The sequence below is a fragment of the Mucilaginibacter roseus genome (assembly GCF_021215455.1).
Lineage (GTDB): Bacteria > Bacteroidota > Bacteroidia > Sphingobacteriales > Sphingobacteriaceae > Mucilaginibacter > Mucilaginibacter roseus.
This window is the reverse complement of record NZ_JAJPWV010000003.1, coordinates 636,837-655,026: the sequence shown is the minus strand read 5'-3', so window position 1 is coordinate 655,026 and position 18,190 is coordinate 636,837. Positions and strand designations below refer to the sequence as shown.

Sequence of the window (18,190 nt, the reverse complement as noted above, 5' to 3'; positions counted from 1 at the left end):
TCAGTTTAAATGGTGACTGTTTCAGTTTTTTAACATCTTTGCCCTTTTATTTGGCATCCGTAACATCTATGAAGAAGTATTTAATCGTAATACCTGTACTGTTTATGCTCTCATGCTCGCAAAGCGAAAAGCAGGAAAACAACAAACTCAATCAGCTTGCCGCGCAATACGTAAAACTGGGGTTAACCATTGGCCAATATGATGAGGACTTTGTTGACGCATATTACGGCCCGGACTCATTAAAACCTAAAACACAACCTGAAGAAACCTTGCCGAAAGATAGCCTGCTGGCGGCGGTGAATATATTGATGAATGATTTGAAGGATGTATCGCGCGCGTCTGAAATTGATTCGAACCGCATGCGTGCTGATTGGATGTACAAGCAACTCATAGCTTTTGGTGAGCGTATTCGTATTTTTTCTGGCGAGTACTTGCCTTTCGACGAGGAATCAAAACAATTGTTTGGCGTAACAGCCCCTACTTATGAGGAAGATTATTTTAAAGCGCAATTAGACGAACTCGATAGCATTTTGCCGGGTAAAGGCAATGTAGGCAACCGCTTTCAGCGACTGGCCAAGAAATTCATCATCCCCAAAGATAAAGTTGATGCCGTGATGAAAGCTGCAATTGCCGAAGCCCGTAAGCGCACGCTGGCGCACTATAAATTACCGGCGGGAGAAGCCTTTACACTGGAGTATGTGAAGGATAAACCATGGTCGGGCTATAACTGGTACAAGGGTAAATACCATAGTGATGTACAGATCAATACCGACCTTGATATTTATATTGACCGCGCCATTGATGTAGGCAGCCATGAAAGCTATCCCGGCCATCATGTATATAATATGCTGCTGGAGAAAAATTTGTATAATGATAAAAAGTGGGTTGAAATTTCATTGTACCCACTGTTTAGTCCGCAATCACTTATAGCCGAAGGCAGCGCAAATTATGGCATAGAGGTAGCTTTTCCGGGTAACGATAAAGTGAATTTTACGCGCAATGTATTACTGCCACTTGCCGGTTTAGATACCGCCGATGTTGACCTTTACTTTAAAGCACTCGCCATCCGTGGTAAACTTAACTATGCGCGCAACGAAGCTGCACGTGGCATTTTAAGCGATGAAATGAGCGACAGCAAGGCCCAACAATGGCTGCGTAAGTACTGCCTGATGGATGACGAGACAGCCAACAAGTCGGTTAAGTTCATCAAAAAATACCGTAGCTATGTAATCAACTACAACTACGGGCAAGACCTGGTGAAAGACTATATAGAGCGTAACGGCGGCACCGCGAAAAACCCGGCTAACCGCTGGGAGCTATTCGGACAGCTGTTGAGCCATGAGGTTAACCCGGCTGATCTGGTTAAGAAATAACAGCTATAAATTTCTTGCTATCCTGAAACCCAAATCATCAATTTTAAATGATGAAGGATGACTGCGCCTGCGATTTGTCGCGATACAGCCTCTTTCTTCGTCAAACCATCCACCGCCCCTGAATATACGGTACGAGCCATATACCTGCTCGTCGTAAATATCATTACACCATTCCCACACGTTGCCGAGCATATCATATAAACCCCAGGCGTTAGGCTCTTTTGAGCCCACAGGGTGTGTTGTAGCGTTAGCGTTTGTTTTATACCAGCCTATTTGATCTAATTCGCCGTAACGAATTAAGTTGGTACCGGCCTTACAAGCGTATTCCCACTCAGCCTCGGTTGGCAAGCGGTAGCCGTTTGCATTGCTGTCGAATTGTACCTGAAAGTCCCTGTTATTAATTTCGTAGCATTTAACTAAGCCCTCAATTCCCGAGAGTTTATTGCAGAACACAACCGCGTCATACCACGACACTGTTTCTACCGGGTGGGTTGGCCCGTCAAAAGCACTGGGGCTTTCGCCGGTTACATGGCGGTAAAATTCTTGCGTAACCTGAAACTTAGAAAGTAAAAATGGATTTAAATCAATCGTCCAGGTGTGTTTTAACCTGTCATCCCGCAAGGTAATGCGCCCTGATGGGATTTCGGTTAATGATAAAAAAGAGGCTATGTTTGAAACTGCTTGCATAGATTTATTTAACCATACGCAATTTAGTCGATTGATATTACAATTGGCTTTAGCTATTTACAGTTAATAAGCTTTTACGGTACTGTGAAGGAGTAATATGTTCAAAGAATTTAAACCATTTGGTAAAATTAGATGGATCGTAAGTAAGCCTTCGGGCAACGTCAGCTATGGATAGCTCGGGGTCGGCCAGCATATTTTTGGCTACAGTAACCAGCTTTTGTTCGTAAAAATAGCAGGGATGTAGGCCGGTGTGTTGCTTAATTACGTTACTTAAATGGGTAGGATGGATGAACAGTAAAGCGGCCAGATCTCGCAACTCAAACATTTCCTCAACACGGCCTTCAAGCACATCATCAATATGCTTATCTATCAGCTGTAAATAATTCTGGAAGATCTCTTCCTTACGGTTTAAATATTTTAGCGGTACTTTAGCCATATTGTATCGGTAAAAGCCCTAAAATAGAAAAACCTTTCCGCAATTATACATGCAGAAAGGTTTTGTATGATGTTGCCCGAAGGCTGAAATTAAACGCGTTTTGATTTGATACGGGCAGCTTTACCGGTAAGCGCGCGCAGGTAGAATAGTTTAGCACGACGTACTTTACCGTAGCTGTTAACTTCTACTTTATCAATATTTGGCGAGTTTACAGGGAAAATACGCTCAACACCAATACCGTTTGATACTTTGCGTACAGTAAAAGTTTCAGAAACGCCAACACTGTTACGTTGAATAACCACACCCTGGTAAACCTGGATACGCTCTTTGTTACCTTCCCTGATTTTATAATATACGCTAACAGTATCGCCTGCTTTAAATGCAGGAATCTCTTTTTTTACTACTGATTGCTCTTCTACAAATTTTACTAAATCCATGATTTTTAGCCTTTAAATCCAATTTTTAGCCCGTAAAAATTGGATTGCAAGTATAGGCATTTTTTTGGTTATATAAAAACAGATTTTAAAAATTTCAACATTTATTGTTTTATCCACAAAAAAAGCCCTGTTGCGCTGTATTTAAGCGCTTTAATTTTCGCGCTGATAATTGCTGTGGGTTATTAAAACACTTGCCCGCTCCTCTTTATGCAGCGGGACATCCCAGTTGCCCTGGTAGCTAACTTTTACCGGTAGCAGCTCGCCATTAAAGTTATTCATCTCAATATTCATCCGCACGTTAAAGCTCACAAACATGTTGCTAAAGCTCATATCAATAAACCGCCCCATTATCTGGAAGGTACGCGTATCAAAAATAGTCGTCATTTCATTAATCATCACATCGCCGGGTGCGGTACTCGGTTTGCGTATCACCTTAAAGCGGTATACCGGTATACTGTCCAGATACGTACCGCGTGCAAATTGATAGTAATAAAACTGTTTGAGTTCGGGAGAAAAAATCTCCGTTTTTCCACTGATAAATGGTATGCCGCTGACCTTGGTACCCGGCCTGAAAATAAGCGTTTTGAGTTTGCTTTTGTACGATGCGTTTTTACCAGCATTACCTTTTGAACTGTTACCCGGGACAGCCAATGGCTTGTTGTAAGTATTGCTGAAGAGATAATCAAACATTTCTACCGTATACAATTGGTATTTGCCGTTCTTTTTATAAACCTGCCCGCTATCGCTTTTTGCCAGATATTGAATATTAGGCTTACCACCAGCGCGACTGTAATTCATCTTACGGTAGATCTTACCGCTCACACGGTCCTTTTTATCATAAATATAAATGCTGTTCTCTGCTGAATAGCTGTACAGCCGCATACTTTGAAAGGCTTTGTAAAAACTGGTATCGGTAGTTACAGCATCAATAAAATCCTGCACATTCAGTTTGTGCGAGTTGATATTGATCACTGAGTCGAGCACGATGGTTTTTATTGTATCCGGATTGTAGCGGGGTATTTGCTGGGCACTTGCAACGGATGATATTAGCAATAGAAATAGGGCACCCAATCCTTTGAAAGTCATATTCAAGTTAACAGATGTTTGAGCTATTTGGCGTACTGATAATACATCTCATCAATAAGCATTCCCGCCCCATATGTGCACATAGAATTAACTTTTTGATCGGACGCAGTAAATGCTATAGCACATCCAAGTCTTCCTCCGGTTGCTCTTGAGGAATAATATGCTTTAAATATTTGAATATTCTTGCTAAAGTAACGTATCTCAACAGCGGTGTCACAATATGAGCTTGAGCTATTTTTCGCTTTTGTTATAAGATCTTTAAAAAAGATCAAATGAGTGGGATGGGCGGTCTTGTAAACCTTGGCTTTCTTTAGTTTAAGATAATGAACCTCAACTCTGTCAGTTTGCCTTATTTTTTTTACGAATGATGCTCTGTATTGAGGCTTAGCGTTGATACTTAAAGTCAGCATAAACAATATCAATATCTTGTTCATCATAACTGTAATTTTAATTACCCAACTGCTTAACAGCTAAATAAGCCATCAGGCCGGTACTGGTTTGCAGGGCGGTTTCATCCACATCAAAGGTAGGGGTATGTACAGATGAAGTAATGCCACGTTCCTCGTTACGGGTACCCAGCCGGTAAAAACAGCTGTTGGCAACCTGCGAGTAATAAGCAAAATCCTCAGCGGCCATCCATATATCCAGATCGAGCACGTTCTCTTTACCCAGGTAATCCTCGGCGTGTAAGCGGACGTTATTGGTCAGCTTTTCTTCATTGATCAGGAAGGGATAACCCTTCATGATGTTGAATTCGCAGCTGCCGCCCATACTTTCGGCAATGCCTTCGGCCATTTTTTTCATGCGCTTGTGCGCTTCCTGGCGCCAGGCTTCGTCCATGGTACGGAAGGTGCCTTCCAGGTAAACCTCATTAGGGATAACGTTGGTAGCGCCGTTGGCGATAACTTTACCGAATGACAGTACCGAGGGGCTCTTAGGGTCGGCAAAGCGGCTAACCACCTGTTGCAAGGCGGTTAATATATGCGCGGTGATGATTACCGGGTCAACATTTTGTTGTGGTTGTGCACCGTGGCCGCCTTTACCTTTTACAGTAACATACAGCTCATCTGTACTGGCCATGTATTTGCCCGCACGGAAGCCCACCTTACCGGCATCTATCAGCGGCATTACATGTTGGCCGATCACGGCATCAGGTTTCGGGTTTTCCAGCACGCCTTCTTTAATCATCAGGCTGGCGCCACCGGGCAGTTTTTCTTCCGCCGGTTGAAATATGAGTTTAACGGTACCGCCAAACTCGCTTTTTAGTTGAGTAAGTATTTTTGCTGTACCTAATAATGATGAGGTATGCACATCGTGCCCGCAAGCATGCATAACACCCGGATTTCGCGATTTATAAGGCACATCATTAGCCTCAACTATCGGCAGTGCGTCCATATCGGCACGCAGGGCAATTACTTTGTCCGACGGCTTATCGCCCTTGATTAAAGCTACCAAACCGGTATCAGCCATTTTATGATATTCCAAACCTATCTCTTCCAGCTTACGCGCCACAAAAGCCGAGGTTTGTATCTCGTGGAATGAAAGTTCAGGGTTGGCATGCAAGTGGCGGCGGTTGCCCACCACATCATCATAAATATTTTTGGCTAATTCCTGTATCTTTTCCTTAATCATTACCAGTATTTAATTTAGGGGGATTGATCTTACCCGGAATAACAAACATGCCCGAGAAGTAGGGCTTCAACTCTTCAAGCATTTTTTGCGCTTCAAGCCTTGTCCTGAAATCGCCGGCATGTACCCTGAAGTTCGGGTCGCGATAGCTGATGTAAGTCCGCATATCGGGGTGCATATCCTGAAAACGGTTTTGCGCCTTGTAAGCATCCTTGCGGTTCGATCCGTTGAATATCTGCACACGGTAACCATAATTAGAGCTACGTACGCTGCCGCCCTTGCTCAGATCAGCCCAGCGGTTGATCAGTGTGTCAACCCTTGGGTCTTTTATCACTTCAACGCGGCCACGCTGCGCGGAGGCGCTTATAGCTATCAGCATAAAAAAAACACAGCACCCGGCTACTTTGGCAATTAATGCTTTGTATTTGGATGCTGTGTTATTCATTTTAATTTTCTATTAGGATAAATCTAATTGCAGCACAATAATAAACTGCTTACAGATTTTTCCTCGTACCTCATCGAGATGACATTGAGCTTTGTTATTGATTACGCCAAGCCTATGCCGTGGCAGTTTTTATATTTTTTTCCGCTACCGCAAGGGCAAGGGTCATTACGGCCTATGCGCTGCTCAACACGTACCGGGCTGGCTTTTTCCAATTCGCGGGTATCATCTACCGGTACGCCATTACTTTCCTGCACTACTTCGGCCTTTGAAGCTTTTACCTGGCGCAGATCCGTTTTCGGCTGTGGCCTTGCTTCGCGAATTTCTTCAGGATGCTGTTGCTGTACCGGTATGCCACCACGGAACAGGAAGCTCACCAGCTCCTTATTCACATTGGCCAGCATCTGGCGGAACAATTCGAATGCCTCGAACTTGTAAACCAGCAATGGATCCTTTTGCTCATAAACCGCGTTTTGTACGGATTGTTTCAGCTCATCCATTTCGCGCAGGTGCTCTTTCCAGGCATCGTCAATCAGGTAAAGCACCACGTTTTTCTCAAACGATTTGATTACTTCCTGGCCGTGATTCTCAACCGACTTTTTAAGCGGAACGGCTATTTGTATGCCATGTACACCATCAGTAAACGGCACTACAATGTTTTCAACCTGCGCACCGCGGGTTTCAAATACATCTTTTAATACCGGGTAAGCCTGGTTGGCAATAGCATCCGATTTACGTTTGTAGAATTCGGTAACCTCAGCAAATGTTTTATCAACCAGGTTGTTTAATGATATGCTGCTGAATTCGTCTTCGGTTAATTCAACATCAACCGAGAATATGCGGATTACTTCCAGCTTAAAGCCTTCATAGTTGTTTGACTCTTTGTACTCGGTAACAATATCTTCAACTACATCAAAAATGGTGTTGTTGATATCTACATCCAAACGCTCGCCAAACAGGGCATTTTTACGTTTAGCGTAAATTACCGTACGCTGCGAGTTCATTACGTCATCATACTCCAACAAACGTTTACGTATACCAAAGTTGTTTTCCTCAACCTTTTTCTGCGCGCGCTCGATGGATTTTGAGATCATAGAGTGCTGTATAACCTCACCCTCTTCAATGCCCATACGTACCATCAGGCTCGATATACGTTCTGAACCGAACAAACGCATCAGGTTATCCTCCAACGATACGAAGAACTGGGAAGAACCCGGGTCGCCCTGACGGCCTGCACGACCGCGCAGCTGCCTGTCAACACGGCGCGACTCATGCCTTTCCGTACCAATGATGGCTAAACCTCCGGCTTCCTTAACACCAGCGCCCAGCTTAATATCCGTACCACGGCCTGCCATGTTGGTAGCAATGGTTACCGTACCTGCTTTACCAGCTTCGGCAACTATGTCTGCCTCTTTCTGGTGCATTTTAGCGTTAAGTACGTTATGTTTAATGCCGCGCAGTTTCAGCATGCGGCTCAATAATTCCGAAATTTCAACCGAGGTTGTACCCACAAGTACCGGGCGGCCTGCCTGCGTCATCTTAACAATTTCGTCGGCAACAGCATTGTATTTTTCGCGAACTGTACGGTACACCAGATCCTGACGGTCCTCGCGGCGTGTTGGCGTGTTGGTTGGTATTTCAACAACATCCAGCTTATATATCTGCCATAGCTCACCTGCTTCGGTAACGGCAGTACCCGTCATACCACAAAGCTTGTGGTACATTCTGAAGTAGTTTTGCAGGGTGATGGTTGCAAAGGTTTGGGTAGCATCTTCAACCTTCACGTTCTCTTTAGCTTCAATAGCCTGGTGTAAACCATCAGAGTAACGGCGGCCATCCAATACACGGCCGGTTTGCTCGTCAACTATCTTAACCTTTCCGTCATCAACAATGTACTCGGTATCTTTCTCAAATAAGGTATAAGCCTTTAACAGCTGGTTAACCGAGTGAATACGTTCTGATTTAATGGAGAAATCACGCATTAAGGCATCTTTTTGAGCTATTTTCTCTTCAGCACTTAGGTCTGATTTTTCAATAGCTGCTATCTCGGTACCCACATCGGGCATCACGAAGAAGTTAGGATCTTCGCCTGAAGCAGTGATCAGTTCAATGCCTTTTTCGGCAAGCTCAACTGAATTGCTTTTTTCGTCGATAACAAAGAAAAGCTCGGCATCCACCTTTGGCATTTCCTTGTTTTGATCCTGCATATAGTGGTTCTCCGTTTTTTGAAGTACCTGCCTGTTTGAGCCTTCGCTCAGGAATTTTATAAGCGCTTTGTTTTTTGGCAAACCACGGTGAGCACGCAATAACGCTAAGCCGCCATCATCAATACCGGTTTTGCCATCGTTAATTTGCTTTTTGGCATCGTTTAATACGCCGGTAATGTAGTTACGCTGCGCGTTAACCAAACGCTCAATGCGTGGCTTCAGTTCATAAAATTCATGCTCATCGCCACGCGGTATAGGGCCTGAAATGATCAGCGGTGTACGGGCATCGTCAACCAAAACAGAGTCAACCTCATCCACCATAGCAAAATGCAGTTTGCGTTGTACCAGCTCTTCCGGGCTGCGTGTCATATTGTCACGCAGGTAGTCAAAGCCAAATTCGTTATTGGTACCAAAAGTAATATCGGCCAAATAAGCGCGGCGGCGAGAATCTGAATTCGGCTCGTGCTTGTCGATACAATCAACCGACAGGCCGTGGAACTCATACAGCGGACCCATCCACTCCGAGTCACGACGGGCGAGATAATCGTTCACTGTTACTATGTGCACACCCTGGCCTGCCAGCGCGTTTAGGTAAGCAGGCAGCGTAGCTACCAGTGTTTTACCCTCACCTGTTGCCATCTCGGCAATTTTACCCTGGTGCAATACAATACCGCCAATAAGCTGTACGTCATAATGCACCATGTTCCAGGTAACCTCGTTGCCGGCGGCTATCCAGGTATTATGGTGAATAGCTTTATCGCCCTGTATAACAACATTCTTTTTGCGTGATGCCAGGTCGCGGTCAAACGGTGTGGCTGTAACCTCGATGGTAGGGTTGCCTGCAAGGCGGCGCGCGGTTTCTTTAACTACGGCGAATGCTTCAGGCAATATATCCATCAGCACCACTTCAAGCTCCTTGTCGCGGTCTTTACCCAATTTATCTAACTGGGTGTACAGCTCAACCTTTTCGCTAACGTCCAGATCGGGGTTATTGTCAGTCTGCTCTTTAATGGCAGCTATCTGCTCATCAATACCGGCAAGCTTTTCTTGTATGGTTTGCTTAAATTGTATGGTTTTGGCGCGAAGCTCATCATGGCTCAATACGTCAAGCTTAGCAAACTCGGCCTTTATCTTATCTACTATAGGATTAATGCCTTTTACGTCGCGTTCTGATTTGCTCCCAAAAAGCTTACTGAAAAAATTTAACATATGTTTTTAAATAGCTATGGTTCATAACTCAACAATTGCGCCACAGCACATTGCAAAGCCATTTTGACAGGCAAATGTAAGATTTTGATTTGAAATGACAGGAGAACTGCGGCTGCTTTGTTTAATGCTATTTTACCTGAGGTAATAAAACCAATTGCTCCCGTATTTTTTGTCGAAATTTTCTTTGCTATCTAAACATATAGATATACTGTAAACTGTGATATAGTTATATTCATCATACTTTTTTATAAGAGGAAAATATTTGAGAGAAAGTTTTTCCTTGAAGGCACTGTTGTCAAACTCCTTTAAATTTGATTCAGTATAAAAAAAGAAAATTGCATGCGTGCTGTTCCTGACAATCCGCCATATTTCAATTTCAGCTATTTGTTTTTTTAACAGCTGGATATCCTCATCTGAAATATTACTATTGGCTTCCTCAATAGCCAAAGGCATAAACGATGATGAAGTAACTAATGGTTCATTTTTAAAATATGGCAATGGTTTTAACAGCCAGTTTAAAAGCTTATTTTCACTCCTTACATCTATATTCCATTTAAAAAACTTTAAAATTTTCTTTTTTATGGCACCTTTTAACACAAATTGATTTTCAAGAAAGAGCTTTTGCTGCTCACAATATTCGAATATAATCTCGATTGTGCGCGTCCGTTCGCCAGCGTTTAAAGTGTTAGTATAGATTATATTCAAAGGCGCTACACCATATTTTTTTAACATCCAATCCGCTAAAGGCACCATTTCCGGGTTCATATGCGAAGCCCCCTGTTTCACTTTTTTGGTTTGAATATATGCATCATCAAATACCGTTATCATCAAGAATATATTTTTATATCAGATAATATTATTCAATAAATTTGAATTTGCGTAATATACGCTATGGCATGAGGTCTGCGTTTTTCACATAACAATCAATCAGCTATCATCTATAGCCTATCTCTAAGCCAAAATAGTATCTTTGCGGACATGAACATCCTGATCCTCGGTTCGGGCGGAAGGGAAAGTGCCTTCGCCTGGAAATTGTCGCAAAGCCCAAAATGCGAATCGTTGTTTATTGCCCCCGGCAATGCCGGTACCGGGCAATACGGCACCAACGTTGATATTAAGGTTACCGATTTTGCCGCTATTAAGCAGTTTGTGCTTGCCAACAACATCAATATGGTATTGGTGGGCCCTGAGGAGCCACTGGTAAAAGGCGTGCACGATTTCTTTTTGGCGGATGATGAGATAAAACACATCCCGGTGATAGGTCCGCAGGCCGAGGGTGCGCAACTGGAGGGCAGCAAGGATTTTTCAAAACAGTTTATGCAACGCCATAATGTTCCGACAGCGGCATCGCGCACGTTCACGCGCGAAACCCTGCAGGAAGGCCTTGAGTTTTTACCAACCATTGGTTTGCCGGTTGTACTAAAAGCCGACGGGCTTGCAGCAGGCAAGGGCGTGCTGATCTGCCTTACTTTAGAGGAAGCCCAGCTTGAACTGACCGAGATGCTAACGAACGCTAAATTTGGCGAGGCCAGCTCAAAAGTAGTAATTGAGCAGTTTTTGCAGGGCATTGAACTTTCGGTATTTGTATTGACCGATGGTAATAGCTATAAGGTGCTGCCATCTGCCAAAGATTATAAGCGTATTGGCGAGGGCGATACCGGCCTGAATACCGGTGGTATGGGCTCTGTTTCGCCGGTGCCGTTTGCTGATGAGGAATTTTTAAAAAAGGTTGAGGAGCGCATTATCATCCCTACTGTTGAAGGCTTAAAACAGGATAACATACCTTATAAAGGCTTTATTTTTATAGGCCTGATGAATTGCGGCGGCGACCCTTATGTAATTGAATATAACTGCCGCATGGGCGACCCGGAAACGGAGAGCGTATTACCACGCATTGAGAGCGACCTGGTTGATTTGCTGGAAGGCGTTGCTGAAGGCACGCTGATCGACAAGCAGTTTACCATATCAAACAAAGTAGCGGCTACCATAGTATGCGTAGCGGGCGGCTACCCGGGCGAATACCTGAAAGATAAAACCATTACCGGTATTGAGAATATTCGCGATTCGATCGTTTTCCACGCGGGTACTACCGCTGTTGGCGAGGATGTACGTACCGCAGGCGGCCGTGTATTAGCGATAACTACTTTGCAGGATAACTTGTTTGATGCCTTACAGCAAGCCACTGCCGATGCCAGCCGTATTTATTACGACGGCGTTTATTTCAGGAAAGATATCGGATTTGATTTGGTTTAATTAATAGTTGCAGCCAGCATTGAGCAATCTTTCGGGCTATCTGTTATATGGTAAAACGGAAGATTGCTTTGTGCCCCACTTTTTTAAAAAACAAAATAAACATAAACTCTATTAAGCATATCACAGCATAATTTATAAACATAGGGCTTAACAACAAATGGCAATCCTTATCAATATAGCAATCGTTATAGCCACTATAGCTTTTATGGAGGGTTTCTCATGGTTTATTCATAAATATCTGTTTCACGGGCCGCTGTGGTTTATTCATAAAACGCACCACCAGCAAAGGCATGGCTGGTTTGAGTTGAATGATGTTTTCAGTATCGGCTTTGCCGTGCTGGCCTTATGGCTGATGTGGACCGGGCATCAAACGCTTGATTATCGCTTTTGGATAGGCACCGGCATCAGCATGTACGGAACTATTTATTTTATTTTTCATGATTGGTTTATACATAACCGCTTTAAGGCATTTAAAAGCAGCAACCGTTATTTAATGGGTATCCGCAGGGCTCATAAAATACACCATAAGTCAACCGAGAAAAATCCGTCAGCGGAGTTTGGCTTATTGGTGGCGAGCAGGAAGTGGTTCAAATAATGAGGTTTGTTGGAGGAAAAATCAATATGTACATGCGGATACATTAACCTTACTAACAATCTTTTTTAACAGATTTAGATGCCTGAAATAGATAATTGCCAGGTTTATACCTCCCACACCAAATAGAAATACTGGACCAGCCCATATTGACCTATTAAATATCATACCAATGAGGGCTATCATAACTGCTTTTACAATTAAACCCCCGATTGATATCCGGTAGTTAATAACGACGTGATCATTATTTTCAGATACTGAAAAATTTCCTTCATCGATAAATTTGAAGATATTCCATTCATTACTTTCCTGCGTACTGCTGTAAAATATCTCTTGACCCTGCAAATTGATATTACCGGCCTTTCGTTCTAAGAGTTCACAATCAATAATTGCTTTGATACGATCAATATCAGTATAAAGCGACTTTTTGCTGAGTGATTTTTTATAATTGATAGGTAAGACTAATTTCATTGTTGTTACTTCTGTATAACAAATATAATATTAGGACTGTGTTATCATACTTTTACACGCAATTTTTAAAAAATTGCTACCTTCGTTTTGCTAATATTTTTATCAAATGACGCCTGTTGTTTTAATTGTTCTTGCTGTTGTTATTTTGCTTGTGGCGGTACTGCTGTTTATAAAACGCCCGAAACCGGTTGCTATTGATACCGACGAATTAGTGCGCCTGAAAAACGAGGCGGACGGTTTACGCATAGCGCTTGCCAAGGCAGAAGAACGCGCTTCAGGCTTACTGGCCGAGCGCGATAAGGCCGACCGCACCTTACATGATGAACGCGTCCGGTTGGAAGGCGTTGTTACCGCGCTTAACCAGGATTTGCTAACTGAGCGCAGCCGTATGGCCAAGGCCGAAGAAGCTTTTAAAGCACAGCGAGAACGCCTGGGCGAGCAGGAAAAATATATCCAGGAACTACAGCAAAAATTCAAATTGGAGTTTGAGAATATAGCCGAAAAGCTACTTAAGGAAAAATCGCGCGAGTTTGTGGATGTAAACAAACACAACCTCGACAACATATTAAATCCGCTGAAGGAAAACCTGAAGATTTTTGAGGAAAAGGTTGACAAGGTTTACAATATGGAAGCCGCAGAACGCAATACGCTTAAGGGAGTAATTACCCAGCTGATGGAGCTTAACCGCCAGATTAGCGACGAAGCGCAGAACCTCACCAAAGCACTTAAAGGTGATAACAAGCGTCAGGGTAATTGGGGAGAAGTGATACTCGAAAGAGTGCTTGAACGCTCAGGACTGGTCAAGGATCGTGAATACCGCATACAGGCCAGCATGACCACTAACGAAAACATGCGCCTGCAACCCGATGTGGTGATAGACTTGCCGGACGATAAGAACCTGATTATTGACTCCAAGGTATCACTTGTAGCATACGAACGCCTGGTAAACAGCGAGAGCGAGGAAGAGCGCAAGCTGTATTCAAAAGCACATATTGAATCCATCAGGAGCCATGTGCATAACCTGTCATCTAAAAACTACCACGATCTGTACCAGATCAACTCGCCCGACTTTGTATTGCTGTTCATCCCTATAGAATCATCGTTCAGTATAGCCGTGCAGATAGATGCAGAGCTTTTCAGCGATGCCTGGGATAAGCGGGTGGTGATTGTTAGCCCGTCGACACTTTTGGCTACGCTACGCACCATTGCCAGCATGTGGAAGCAAGAGCGTCAAAACCGTAACGTTTTGGAGATTGCCCGCCTGAGCGGTGAGATGTATGATAAGTTTGTGGGCTTTGTTACTGATATGGAAAGCATCGGTAAAAACATTAAACAAAGCCAGGATGCTTATGATAAGGCTCTTAACAAACTGGCTGACGGCCGTGGTAACCTAACTATCACTGCCGAAAAAATTAAGAAACTGGGTGCCAAGGCCAATAAACAGATTGATCAGAAATACATAGGCGAGGAATAGTATTAAGGCCGGTATGCAAATGTCAATTAATCTGTTTATTATTACTTAAGCTAATTGACTATGCATAAATATTTACTATCCCTTGCGCTGCTGGCTGTGTATGCAAAAGCCAACGCACAGGCGCTCGTTCCGGCGGTTGATGTGCAGCATTATACCTTTAATATTACGCTTAATGATCAGGACGATGTGATCAAAGGCCAGGCCGATTTACAGTTATCATTATGCCGTGATGTAAATTCAGTAACGTTTGATCTGGATGGTAAGGCGGCCAATGGTAAAGGCATGCAGGTACTCGCCGTAACAGAGGGTGGTAAAAAGTTAAACTTTACCCACACTGATGATAAGCTAATCATAAAAACAGCGGCCAAATCGGGTACTAACCATACCTATCATGTTACCTACAGCGGTATACCTGCTGATGGGCTCATCATCTCTAAAAACAAATACGGCGACCGCACATTCTTTGGCGATAACTGGCTGCACCGTGCGCAGAAATGGTTGCCTTGTGTTGATGATGTGGCCGATAAAGCCGGTGTCGACTTTATCGTAAACGCCCCTGCGCATTACAGCGTCGTGGCCAACGGCTTAAAAATAAGCGAAAAGCAAAGTGGCGATATCAAAACGACCCATTGGCATGAGGATGTGCCGGTATCAACCAAGGTAATGGTGATCGGCGTGGCCGATTTTGCCATAAGTACACCTGAGTTTATAAATCAGGTACCTGTAAATGCTTATACTTTTAAACAAGATAAGAGCAACGGATTTAAAGCTTACGCCTGCGCGCCCGAGATCCTGAATTTCTATAATCAGCAGATAGGGCCCTACGCGTATAAAAAGTTGGCCAATGTACAATCAAAAACTGTTTTTGGCGGCATGGAAAATGCCAGCAATATTTTTTATTACGAAAACTCGGTAGATGATAGGGCTATTGAAGCATTGGTAGCACATGAAGTTGCACACCAATGGTTTGGCGATGCCGCTACCGAGAGCGACGTGGCACATGTTTGGCTAAGCGAAGGTTTTGCCACGTATTTTACGCACTATTACCATGAGCATAAATATGGAATTGATAGCCTGAAGAAACGTATGATGGTAGACCGCACCGGCATTTTCGCTTTTGAAAAAGAGCGCATGACCCCGGTGGTGGATCAAACTAAAGAGAAAGCCGATATTACTTTGCTTAACAATAACAGTTACCAAAAAGCCAGTTGGGTGCTATATATGTTAAGGCATAAACTGGGTGATGAAAAGTTTATGAAAGGTATACGCACCTATTACAGCACCTACAAAAATGGCAATGCCGGCACTGAAAATTTTAGAGATGTAATGGAGAAAGCCAGTGGTCAAAACCTGGAACAATTCTTTAAGCAGTGGTTATACACAGCAGGGCATCCTAAATTGCGCATCAGTTACGAAACGGATAAAACCAATCATGGTATTCACCTGCATATTGAGCAGTTGCAAAAGTATGTTTATCAGCTAAGTGTCGATCTAAAGGTAGGTAGCACCCGGTTTACTGCTGACATGAGAGATAAGACACTTGACCTGAACATTGCCGCGCCGACTGAAGCCGGCGAACTCGTGGCAGATCCTGATGTGAGATTATTGGCAGAGTATGAAATTGTAAAGGAAAAGACCAAATAAGCATGTATTTATTGCGCACGGTATTTTAGTAGACTTTATTTATATGCTATTTATAACGGTCAATGCGAAGGGGGGGGTGTGGGAATCTCTTGCTTTATAACTAAAGATTTATATATTTTTTGCTGTTGATGGAGATTGCATTGAATGAAAAATGTGATATTACTTACTCTATTAAATAGCGGCTTTGGTAAGGCAATCAAGCTGCAAGTTTTTCCTTCGTAAAACACTGCTAAAAGATAAAAAATAAAAAAGCGCCTCGAGGGCGCTTTTTCTAATATTTAAACAGCAGTTTATGCTTCCTCTGCTTCTAAAGCCATTTGCTCATCAACCAGGATACGGCCGCAGTGCTCGCAAACGATAATTTTTTTGCGCTGACGGATATCTGACTGGCGTTGAGGCGGGATCTGGTTAAAGCAACCTGAGCATGAATCGCGCTGAATAGTTACCACAGCCAAACCGTTTTTAGCGTTTTTGCGCAAACGAGTGTAAGCAGTAAGCAAACGTTCCTCGATGTTACCGGTAGCTTTTTCAGCCTGGCCAAGCAGTTCGTTCTCTTCTTTTTCAGTTTCAGCAGTAATGGTGCCTAACTCTGCTTTCTTAGCGTCAAGATCGGCCTTACGTGCTTCCAAATCCGCAAGTGCTTTTTCGTAAACCTGGGTTTTGTTGCTGATCTCAAAACCAAACTCGCGGATTTTTTTCTCGCTTACCTGTATGTCAAGGCCTTGAATTTCGATCTCTTTAGAGATAGCATCGTACTCACGGTTGTTCTTAACATCGTTAAGTTGCGCTTCGTATTTTTTGATGTTGGCCTGAGCATCTTTGATCAGGTTTTTACGGTTAACGATTTCGTCCTCAACATCATCAAGCTCGTATTTAAGCTTTTGGATGCGGGTTTCCAAACCGGCAACATCATCTTCCAGGTCGGCTACCTCAACAGGTAATTCACCGCGCACCTGGCGTATTCTATCAATTTTAGTATGTATTGTCTGAAGTTCGTATAAAGCTTTCAGCTTTTGTTCAACGGTTTGTTCCATTAAATAAAATATTTGACGGGGTTCGTATTTATCGTTGTTAAACGGACGGCAAAGGTAGCGAATTTTTTCTGAATAATTTCAAACAATAATTGCTGCGTAAATTGCTCACTTTCAAAATGTCCGATATCTGCTATCACTATCTTGCCGTCGGCATCAAAAAAGTCATGGTATTTATAATCTGCCGTTACAAAAACATCGGCACCGGCGGCTATGGCCTGCTTTAGCAAAAAGCCACCTGAGCCGCCACATACCGCTATTTTTTTAACTTCGCGGTCGCGCAGTTGCGTATATTTAATAACGCCGGTATGCATCTTTTCCTTAAGTGATCTTAAAAAATCGTGCTCGCTCAAAGCCACGTCAAGTTCACCAATCATGCCTGAGCCAATTTGATTATGCTGATTGCTAAGGGTGTACAGATCATAAGCCACTTCCTCATACGGATGGTTCAAAACTAAAGCCATCAATATTTTGCTTTCTAAATTGGCAGGGTAAATAGTTTCTATGCGTAGTTCGGCTTCGCGGTGGCGGGTGCCAGGCTCACCAACGTAGGGGTTGGTATCATCATTACCCTTAAAGGTACCTGTGCCCTCGGTGCCAAAGCTGCATTCGCTGTAGTTGCCAATATTACCTGCGCCGGCAGCAAACAGCGCGTTCTTTACCCGCTCTGCATCGTTAACCGGTACATAGGTAACCAGCTTTTTAAGCAATCCGTTTTTAGGCGCGAGTATGCGGGTATTCTTCAAACCCAGCATCTCGCATATTTTGGAGTTTACACCCCCGGTTATATTATCCAGGTTGGTATGGATAGCGTAAACGGCAATATCATGCTTAATGGCTTTTTCAACCACGCGCTCTATATAGGTTCGGCCGTTAAATTTTTTCAGTCCTTTAAAAACAATGGGATGGTGCGATATGATTACCTGGCAACCGGTGGCAATGGCTTCGTCAACCACGGCCTCGGTACAATCAAGTGATATAAGCGCCTGGTTAACCTCTTTATCCAGGCGACCAACAATAAGGCCTGCATTATCATAATCTTCCTGATAGGCCAGCGGTGCCAGGCTTTCCAGGTAGTTAGTTAGCTCTGCTAATTTCATCCAACTAAATTACTATTTAATGTAATTGCCCCGTCCCGCTGGCATAATTTTTTGTGATGTGTTATGAAATGTAAATGACAAATGTTTAGCAGCGCATGTGTAATTTTGTAAGGTAAACT

17 protein-coding genes are annotated in these 18,190 nt (G+C 43.4%); 5 read left to right on the top strand and 12 right to left on the bottom strand.

Annotated features, from left to right (window positions below; genetic code table 11):
• Window positions 1-68 precede the first annotated feature (68 nt).
• A complete protein-coding gene (locus LT679_RS12095; RefSeq protein ID WP_232177852.1) occupies window positions 69-1,373 on the top strand; it encodes a hypothetical protein in 1,305 nt (434 codons plus the stop codon).
• A gap of 3 nt (window positions 1,374-1,376) precedes the next feature.
• On the opposite strand, the gene LT679_RS12090 is transcribed toward LT679_RS12095, so the two are convergent.
• From LT679_RS12090 to LT679_RS12050, 9 genes are all read right to left on the bottom strand, one after another.
• Window positions 1,377-2,060 carry a formylglycine-generating enzyme family protein gene (locus LT679_RS12090; protein ID WP_232177851.1) on the bottom strand — a complete coding sequence of 228 codons (684 nt, stop codon included), beginning with the start codon at window positions 2,058-2,060 and terminating at the stop codon, window positions 1,377-1,379.
• 49 nt (window positions 2,061-2,109) lie between these two features.
• The gene (locus tag LT679_RS12085; RefSeq protein ID WP_232177850.1) at window positions 2,110-2,496 is read right to left on the bottom strand and encodes a helix-turn-helix domain-containing protein; all 387 of its coding nucleotides are present in this window, start codon (window positions 2,494-2,496) and stop codon (window positions 2,110-2,112) included.
• 89 nt (window positions 2,497-2,585) lie between these two features.
• Complete coding sequence (gene rplS, locus LT679_RS12080; protein WP_262909279.1) at window positions 2,586-2,933, bottom strand: 50S ribosomal protein L19; 348 nt, start codon at window positions 2,931-2,933, stop codon at window positions 2,586-2,588.
• Between the two features lie 150 nt (window positions 2,934-3,083).
• Window positions 3,084-4,019 carry a hypothetical protein gene (locus LT679_RS12075; protein WP_232177849.1) on the bottom strand — a complete coding sequence of 312 codons (936 nt, stop codon included), beginning with the start codon at window positions 4,017-4,019 and terminating at the stop codon, window positions 3,084-3,086.
• A gap of 23 nt (window positions 4,020-4,042) precedes the next feature.
• Entirely contained in the window at window positions 4,043-4,456 is a 414-nt protein-coding gene (locus LT679_RS12070; protein ID WP_232177848.1) for a hypothetical protein, read from the bottom strand.
• Between the two features lie 10 nt (window positions 4,457-4,466).
• A complete protein-coding gene (locus LT679_RS12065) occupies window positions 4,467-5,651 on the bottom strand; it encodes a M20 metallopeptidase family protein (RefSeq protein WP_232177847.1) in 1,185 nt (394 codons plus the stop codon).
• Window positions 5,644-6,093 carry an SPOR domain-containing protein gene (locus tag LT679_RS12060; RefSeq protein WP_232177846.1) on the bottom strand — a complete coding sequence of 150 codons (450 nt, stop codon included), beginning with the start codon at window positions 6,091-6,093 and terminating at the stop codon, window positions 5,644-5,646. Before LT679_RS12060 ends, LT679_RS12065 begins: the two co-directional genes overlap by 8 nt.
• Window positions 6,094-6,194: 101 nt before the next feature.
• Window positions 6,195-9,506, bottom strand: coding sequence for a preprotein translocase subunit SecA (secA, locus tag LT679_RS12055; RefSeq protein WP_232177845.1), 3,312 nt, complete (start codon window positions 9,504-9,506; stop codon window positions 6,195-6,197).
• Window positions 9,507-9,638: 132 nt separating this feature from the next.
• On the bottom strand, window positions 9,639-10,334 hold the full coding sequence (locus tag LT679_RS12050) for a hypothetical protein (protein WP_232177844.1): 696 nt from the start codon (window positions 10,332-10,334) through the stop codon (window positions 9,639-9,641).
• Between the two features lie 150 nt (window positions 10,335-10,484).
• Here LT679_RS12050 and purD point away from each other — a divergent pair, with 150 nt between their 5' ends.
• Both purD and LT679_RS12040 read left to right on the top strand, forming a co-directional pair.
• On the top strand, window positions 10,485-11,759 hold the full coding sequence (gene purD, locus LT679_RS12045) for a phosphoribosylamine--glycine ligase (RefSeq protein ID WP_232177843.1): 1,275 nt from the start codon (window positions 10,485-10,487) through the stop codon (window positions 11,757-11,759).
• A gap of 157 nt (window positions 11,760-11,916) precedes the next feature.
• Window positions 11,917-12,354 carry a sterol desaturase family protein gene (locus LT679_RS12040; RefSeq protein ID WP_232177842.1) on the top strand — a complete coding sequence of 146 codons (438 nt, stop codon included), beginning with the start codon at window positions 11,917-11,919 and terminating at the stop codon, window positions 12,352-12,354.
• A 21-nt stretch (window positions 12,355-12,375) separates the two neighbouring features.
• Here LT679_RS12040 and LT679_RS12035 read toward each other — a convergent pair whose 3' ends face one another.
• A complete protein-coding gene (locus LT679_RS12035) occupies window positions 12,376-12,822 on the bottom strand; it encodes a hypothetical protein (RefSeq protein ID WP_232177841.1) in 447 nt (148 codons plus the stop codon).
• 106 nt (window positions 12,823-12,928) lie between these two features.
• Here LT679_RS12035 and rmuC point away from each other — a divergent pair, with 106 nt between their 5' ends.
• Both rmuC and LT679_RS12025 read left to right on the top strand, forming a co-directional pair.
• On the top strand, window positions 12,929-14,296 hold the full coding sequence (rmuC, locus tag LT679_RS12030) for a DNA recombination protein RmuC (protein WP_232177840.1): 1,368 nt from the start codon (window positions 12,929-12,931) through the stop codon (window positions 14,294-14,296).
• 60 nt (window positions 14,297-14,356) lie between these two features.
• Window positions 14,357-15,940, top strand: coding sequence for a M1 family metallopeptidase (locus tag LT679_RS12025; protein ID WP_232177839.1), 1,584 nt, complete (start codon window positions 14,357-14,359; stop codon window positions 15,938-15,940).
• A gap of 290 nt (window positions 15,941-16,230) precedes the next feature.
• On the opposite strand, the gene LT679_RS12020 is transcribed toward LT679_RS12025, so the two are convergent.
• Window positions 16,231-16,974 (bottom strand): zinc ribbon domain-containing protein, encoded by a 744-nt coding sequence (locus LT679_RS12020; RefSeq protein WP_232177838.1) that lies wholly within the window; start codon window positions 16,972-16,974, stop codon window positions 16,231-16,233.
• On the bottom strand, window positions 16,974-18,071 hold the full coding sequence (locus tag LT679_RS12015; protein WP_232177837.1) for a Nif3-like dinuclear metal center hexameric protein: 1,098 nt from the start codon (window positions 18,069-18,071) through the stop codon (window positions 16,974-16,976). Before LT679_RS12015 ends, LT679_RS12020 begins: the two co-directional genes overlap by 1 nt.
• Window positions 18,072-18,190 lie beyond the last annotated feature (119 nt).

What these genes read in the sequence shown, in the direction of transcription:
- LT679_RS12070 (WP_232177848.1), bottom strand. Translation starts at nt 4,456, where the DNA reads ATGATGAACAAGATATTGATATTGTTTATGCTGACTTTAAGTATCAAC.
- purD (WP_232177843.1), top strand. Translation starts at nt 10,485, where the DNA reads ATGAACATCCTGATCCTCGGTTCGGGCGGAAGGGAAAGTGCCTTCGCC.
- secA (WP_232177845.1), bottom strand. Translation starts at nt 9,506, where the DNA reads ATGTTAAATTTTTTCAGTAAGCTTTTTGGGAGCAAATCAGAACGCGAC.
- LT679_RS12050 (WP_232177844.1), bottom strand. Translation starts at nt 10,334, where the DNA reads ATGATAACGGTATTTGATGATGCATATATTCAAACCAAAAAAGTGAAA.
- LT679_RS12060 (WP_232177846.1), bottom strand. Translation starts at nt 6,093, where the DNA reads ATGAATAACACAGCATCCAAATACAAAGCATTAATTGCCAAAGTAGCC.
- LT679_RS12065 (WP_232177847.1), bottom strand. Translation starts at nt 5,651, where the DNA reads ATGATTAAGGAAAAGATACAGGAATTAGCCAAAAATATTTATGATGAT.
- LT679_RS12090 (WP_232177851.1), bottom strand. Translation starts at nt 2,060, where the DNA reads ATGCAAGCAGTTTCAAACATAGCCTCTTTTTTATCATTAACCGAAATC.
- LT679_RS12015 (WP_232177837.1), bottom strand. Translation starts at nt 18,071, where the DNA reads ATGAAATTAGCAGAGCTAACTAACTACCTGGAAAGCCTGGCACCGCTG.
- rmuC (WP_232177840.1), top strand. Translation starts at nt 12,929, where the DNA reads ATGACGCCTGTTGTTTTAATTGTTCTTGCTGTTGTTATTTTGCTTGTG.
- LT679_RS12020 (WP_232177838.1), bottom strand. Translation starts at nt 16,974, where the DNA reads ATGGAACAAACCGTTGAACAAAAGCTGAAAGCTTTATACGAACTTCAG.
- LT679_RS12025 (WP_232177839.1), top strand. Translation starts at nt 14,357, where the DNA reads ATGCATAAATATTTACTATCCCTTGCGCTGCTGGCTGTGTATGCAAAA.
- LT679_RS12035 (WP_232177841.1), bottom strand. Translation starts at nt 12,822, where the DNA reads ATGAAATTAGTCTTACCTATCAATTATAAAAAATCACTCAGCAAAAAG.
- LT679_RS12040 (WP_232177842.1), top strand. Translation starts at nt 11,917, where the DNA reads ATGGCAATCCTTATCAATATAGCAATCGTTATAGCCACTATAGCTTTT.
- LT679_RS12095 (WP_232177852.1), top strand. Translation starts at nt 69, where the DNA reads ATGAAGAAGTATTTAATCGTAATACCTGTACTGTTTATGCTCTCATGC.
- LT679_RS12075 (WP_232177849.1), bottom strand. Translation starts at nt 4,019, where the DNA reads ATGACTTTCAAAGGATTGGGTGCCCTATTTCTATTGCTAATATCATCC.
- rplS (WP_262909279.1), bottom strand. Translation starts at nt 2,933, where the DNA reads ATGGATTTAGTAAAATTTGTAGAAGAGCAATCAGTAGTAAAAAAAGAG.
- LT679_RS12085 (WP_232177850.1), bottom strand. Translation starts at nt 2,496, where the DNA reads ATGGCTAAAGTACCGCTAAAATATTTAAACCGTAAGGAAGAGATCTTC.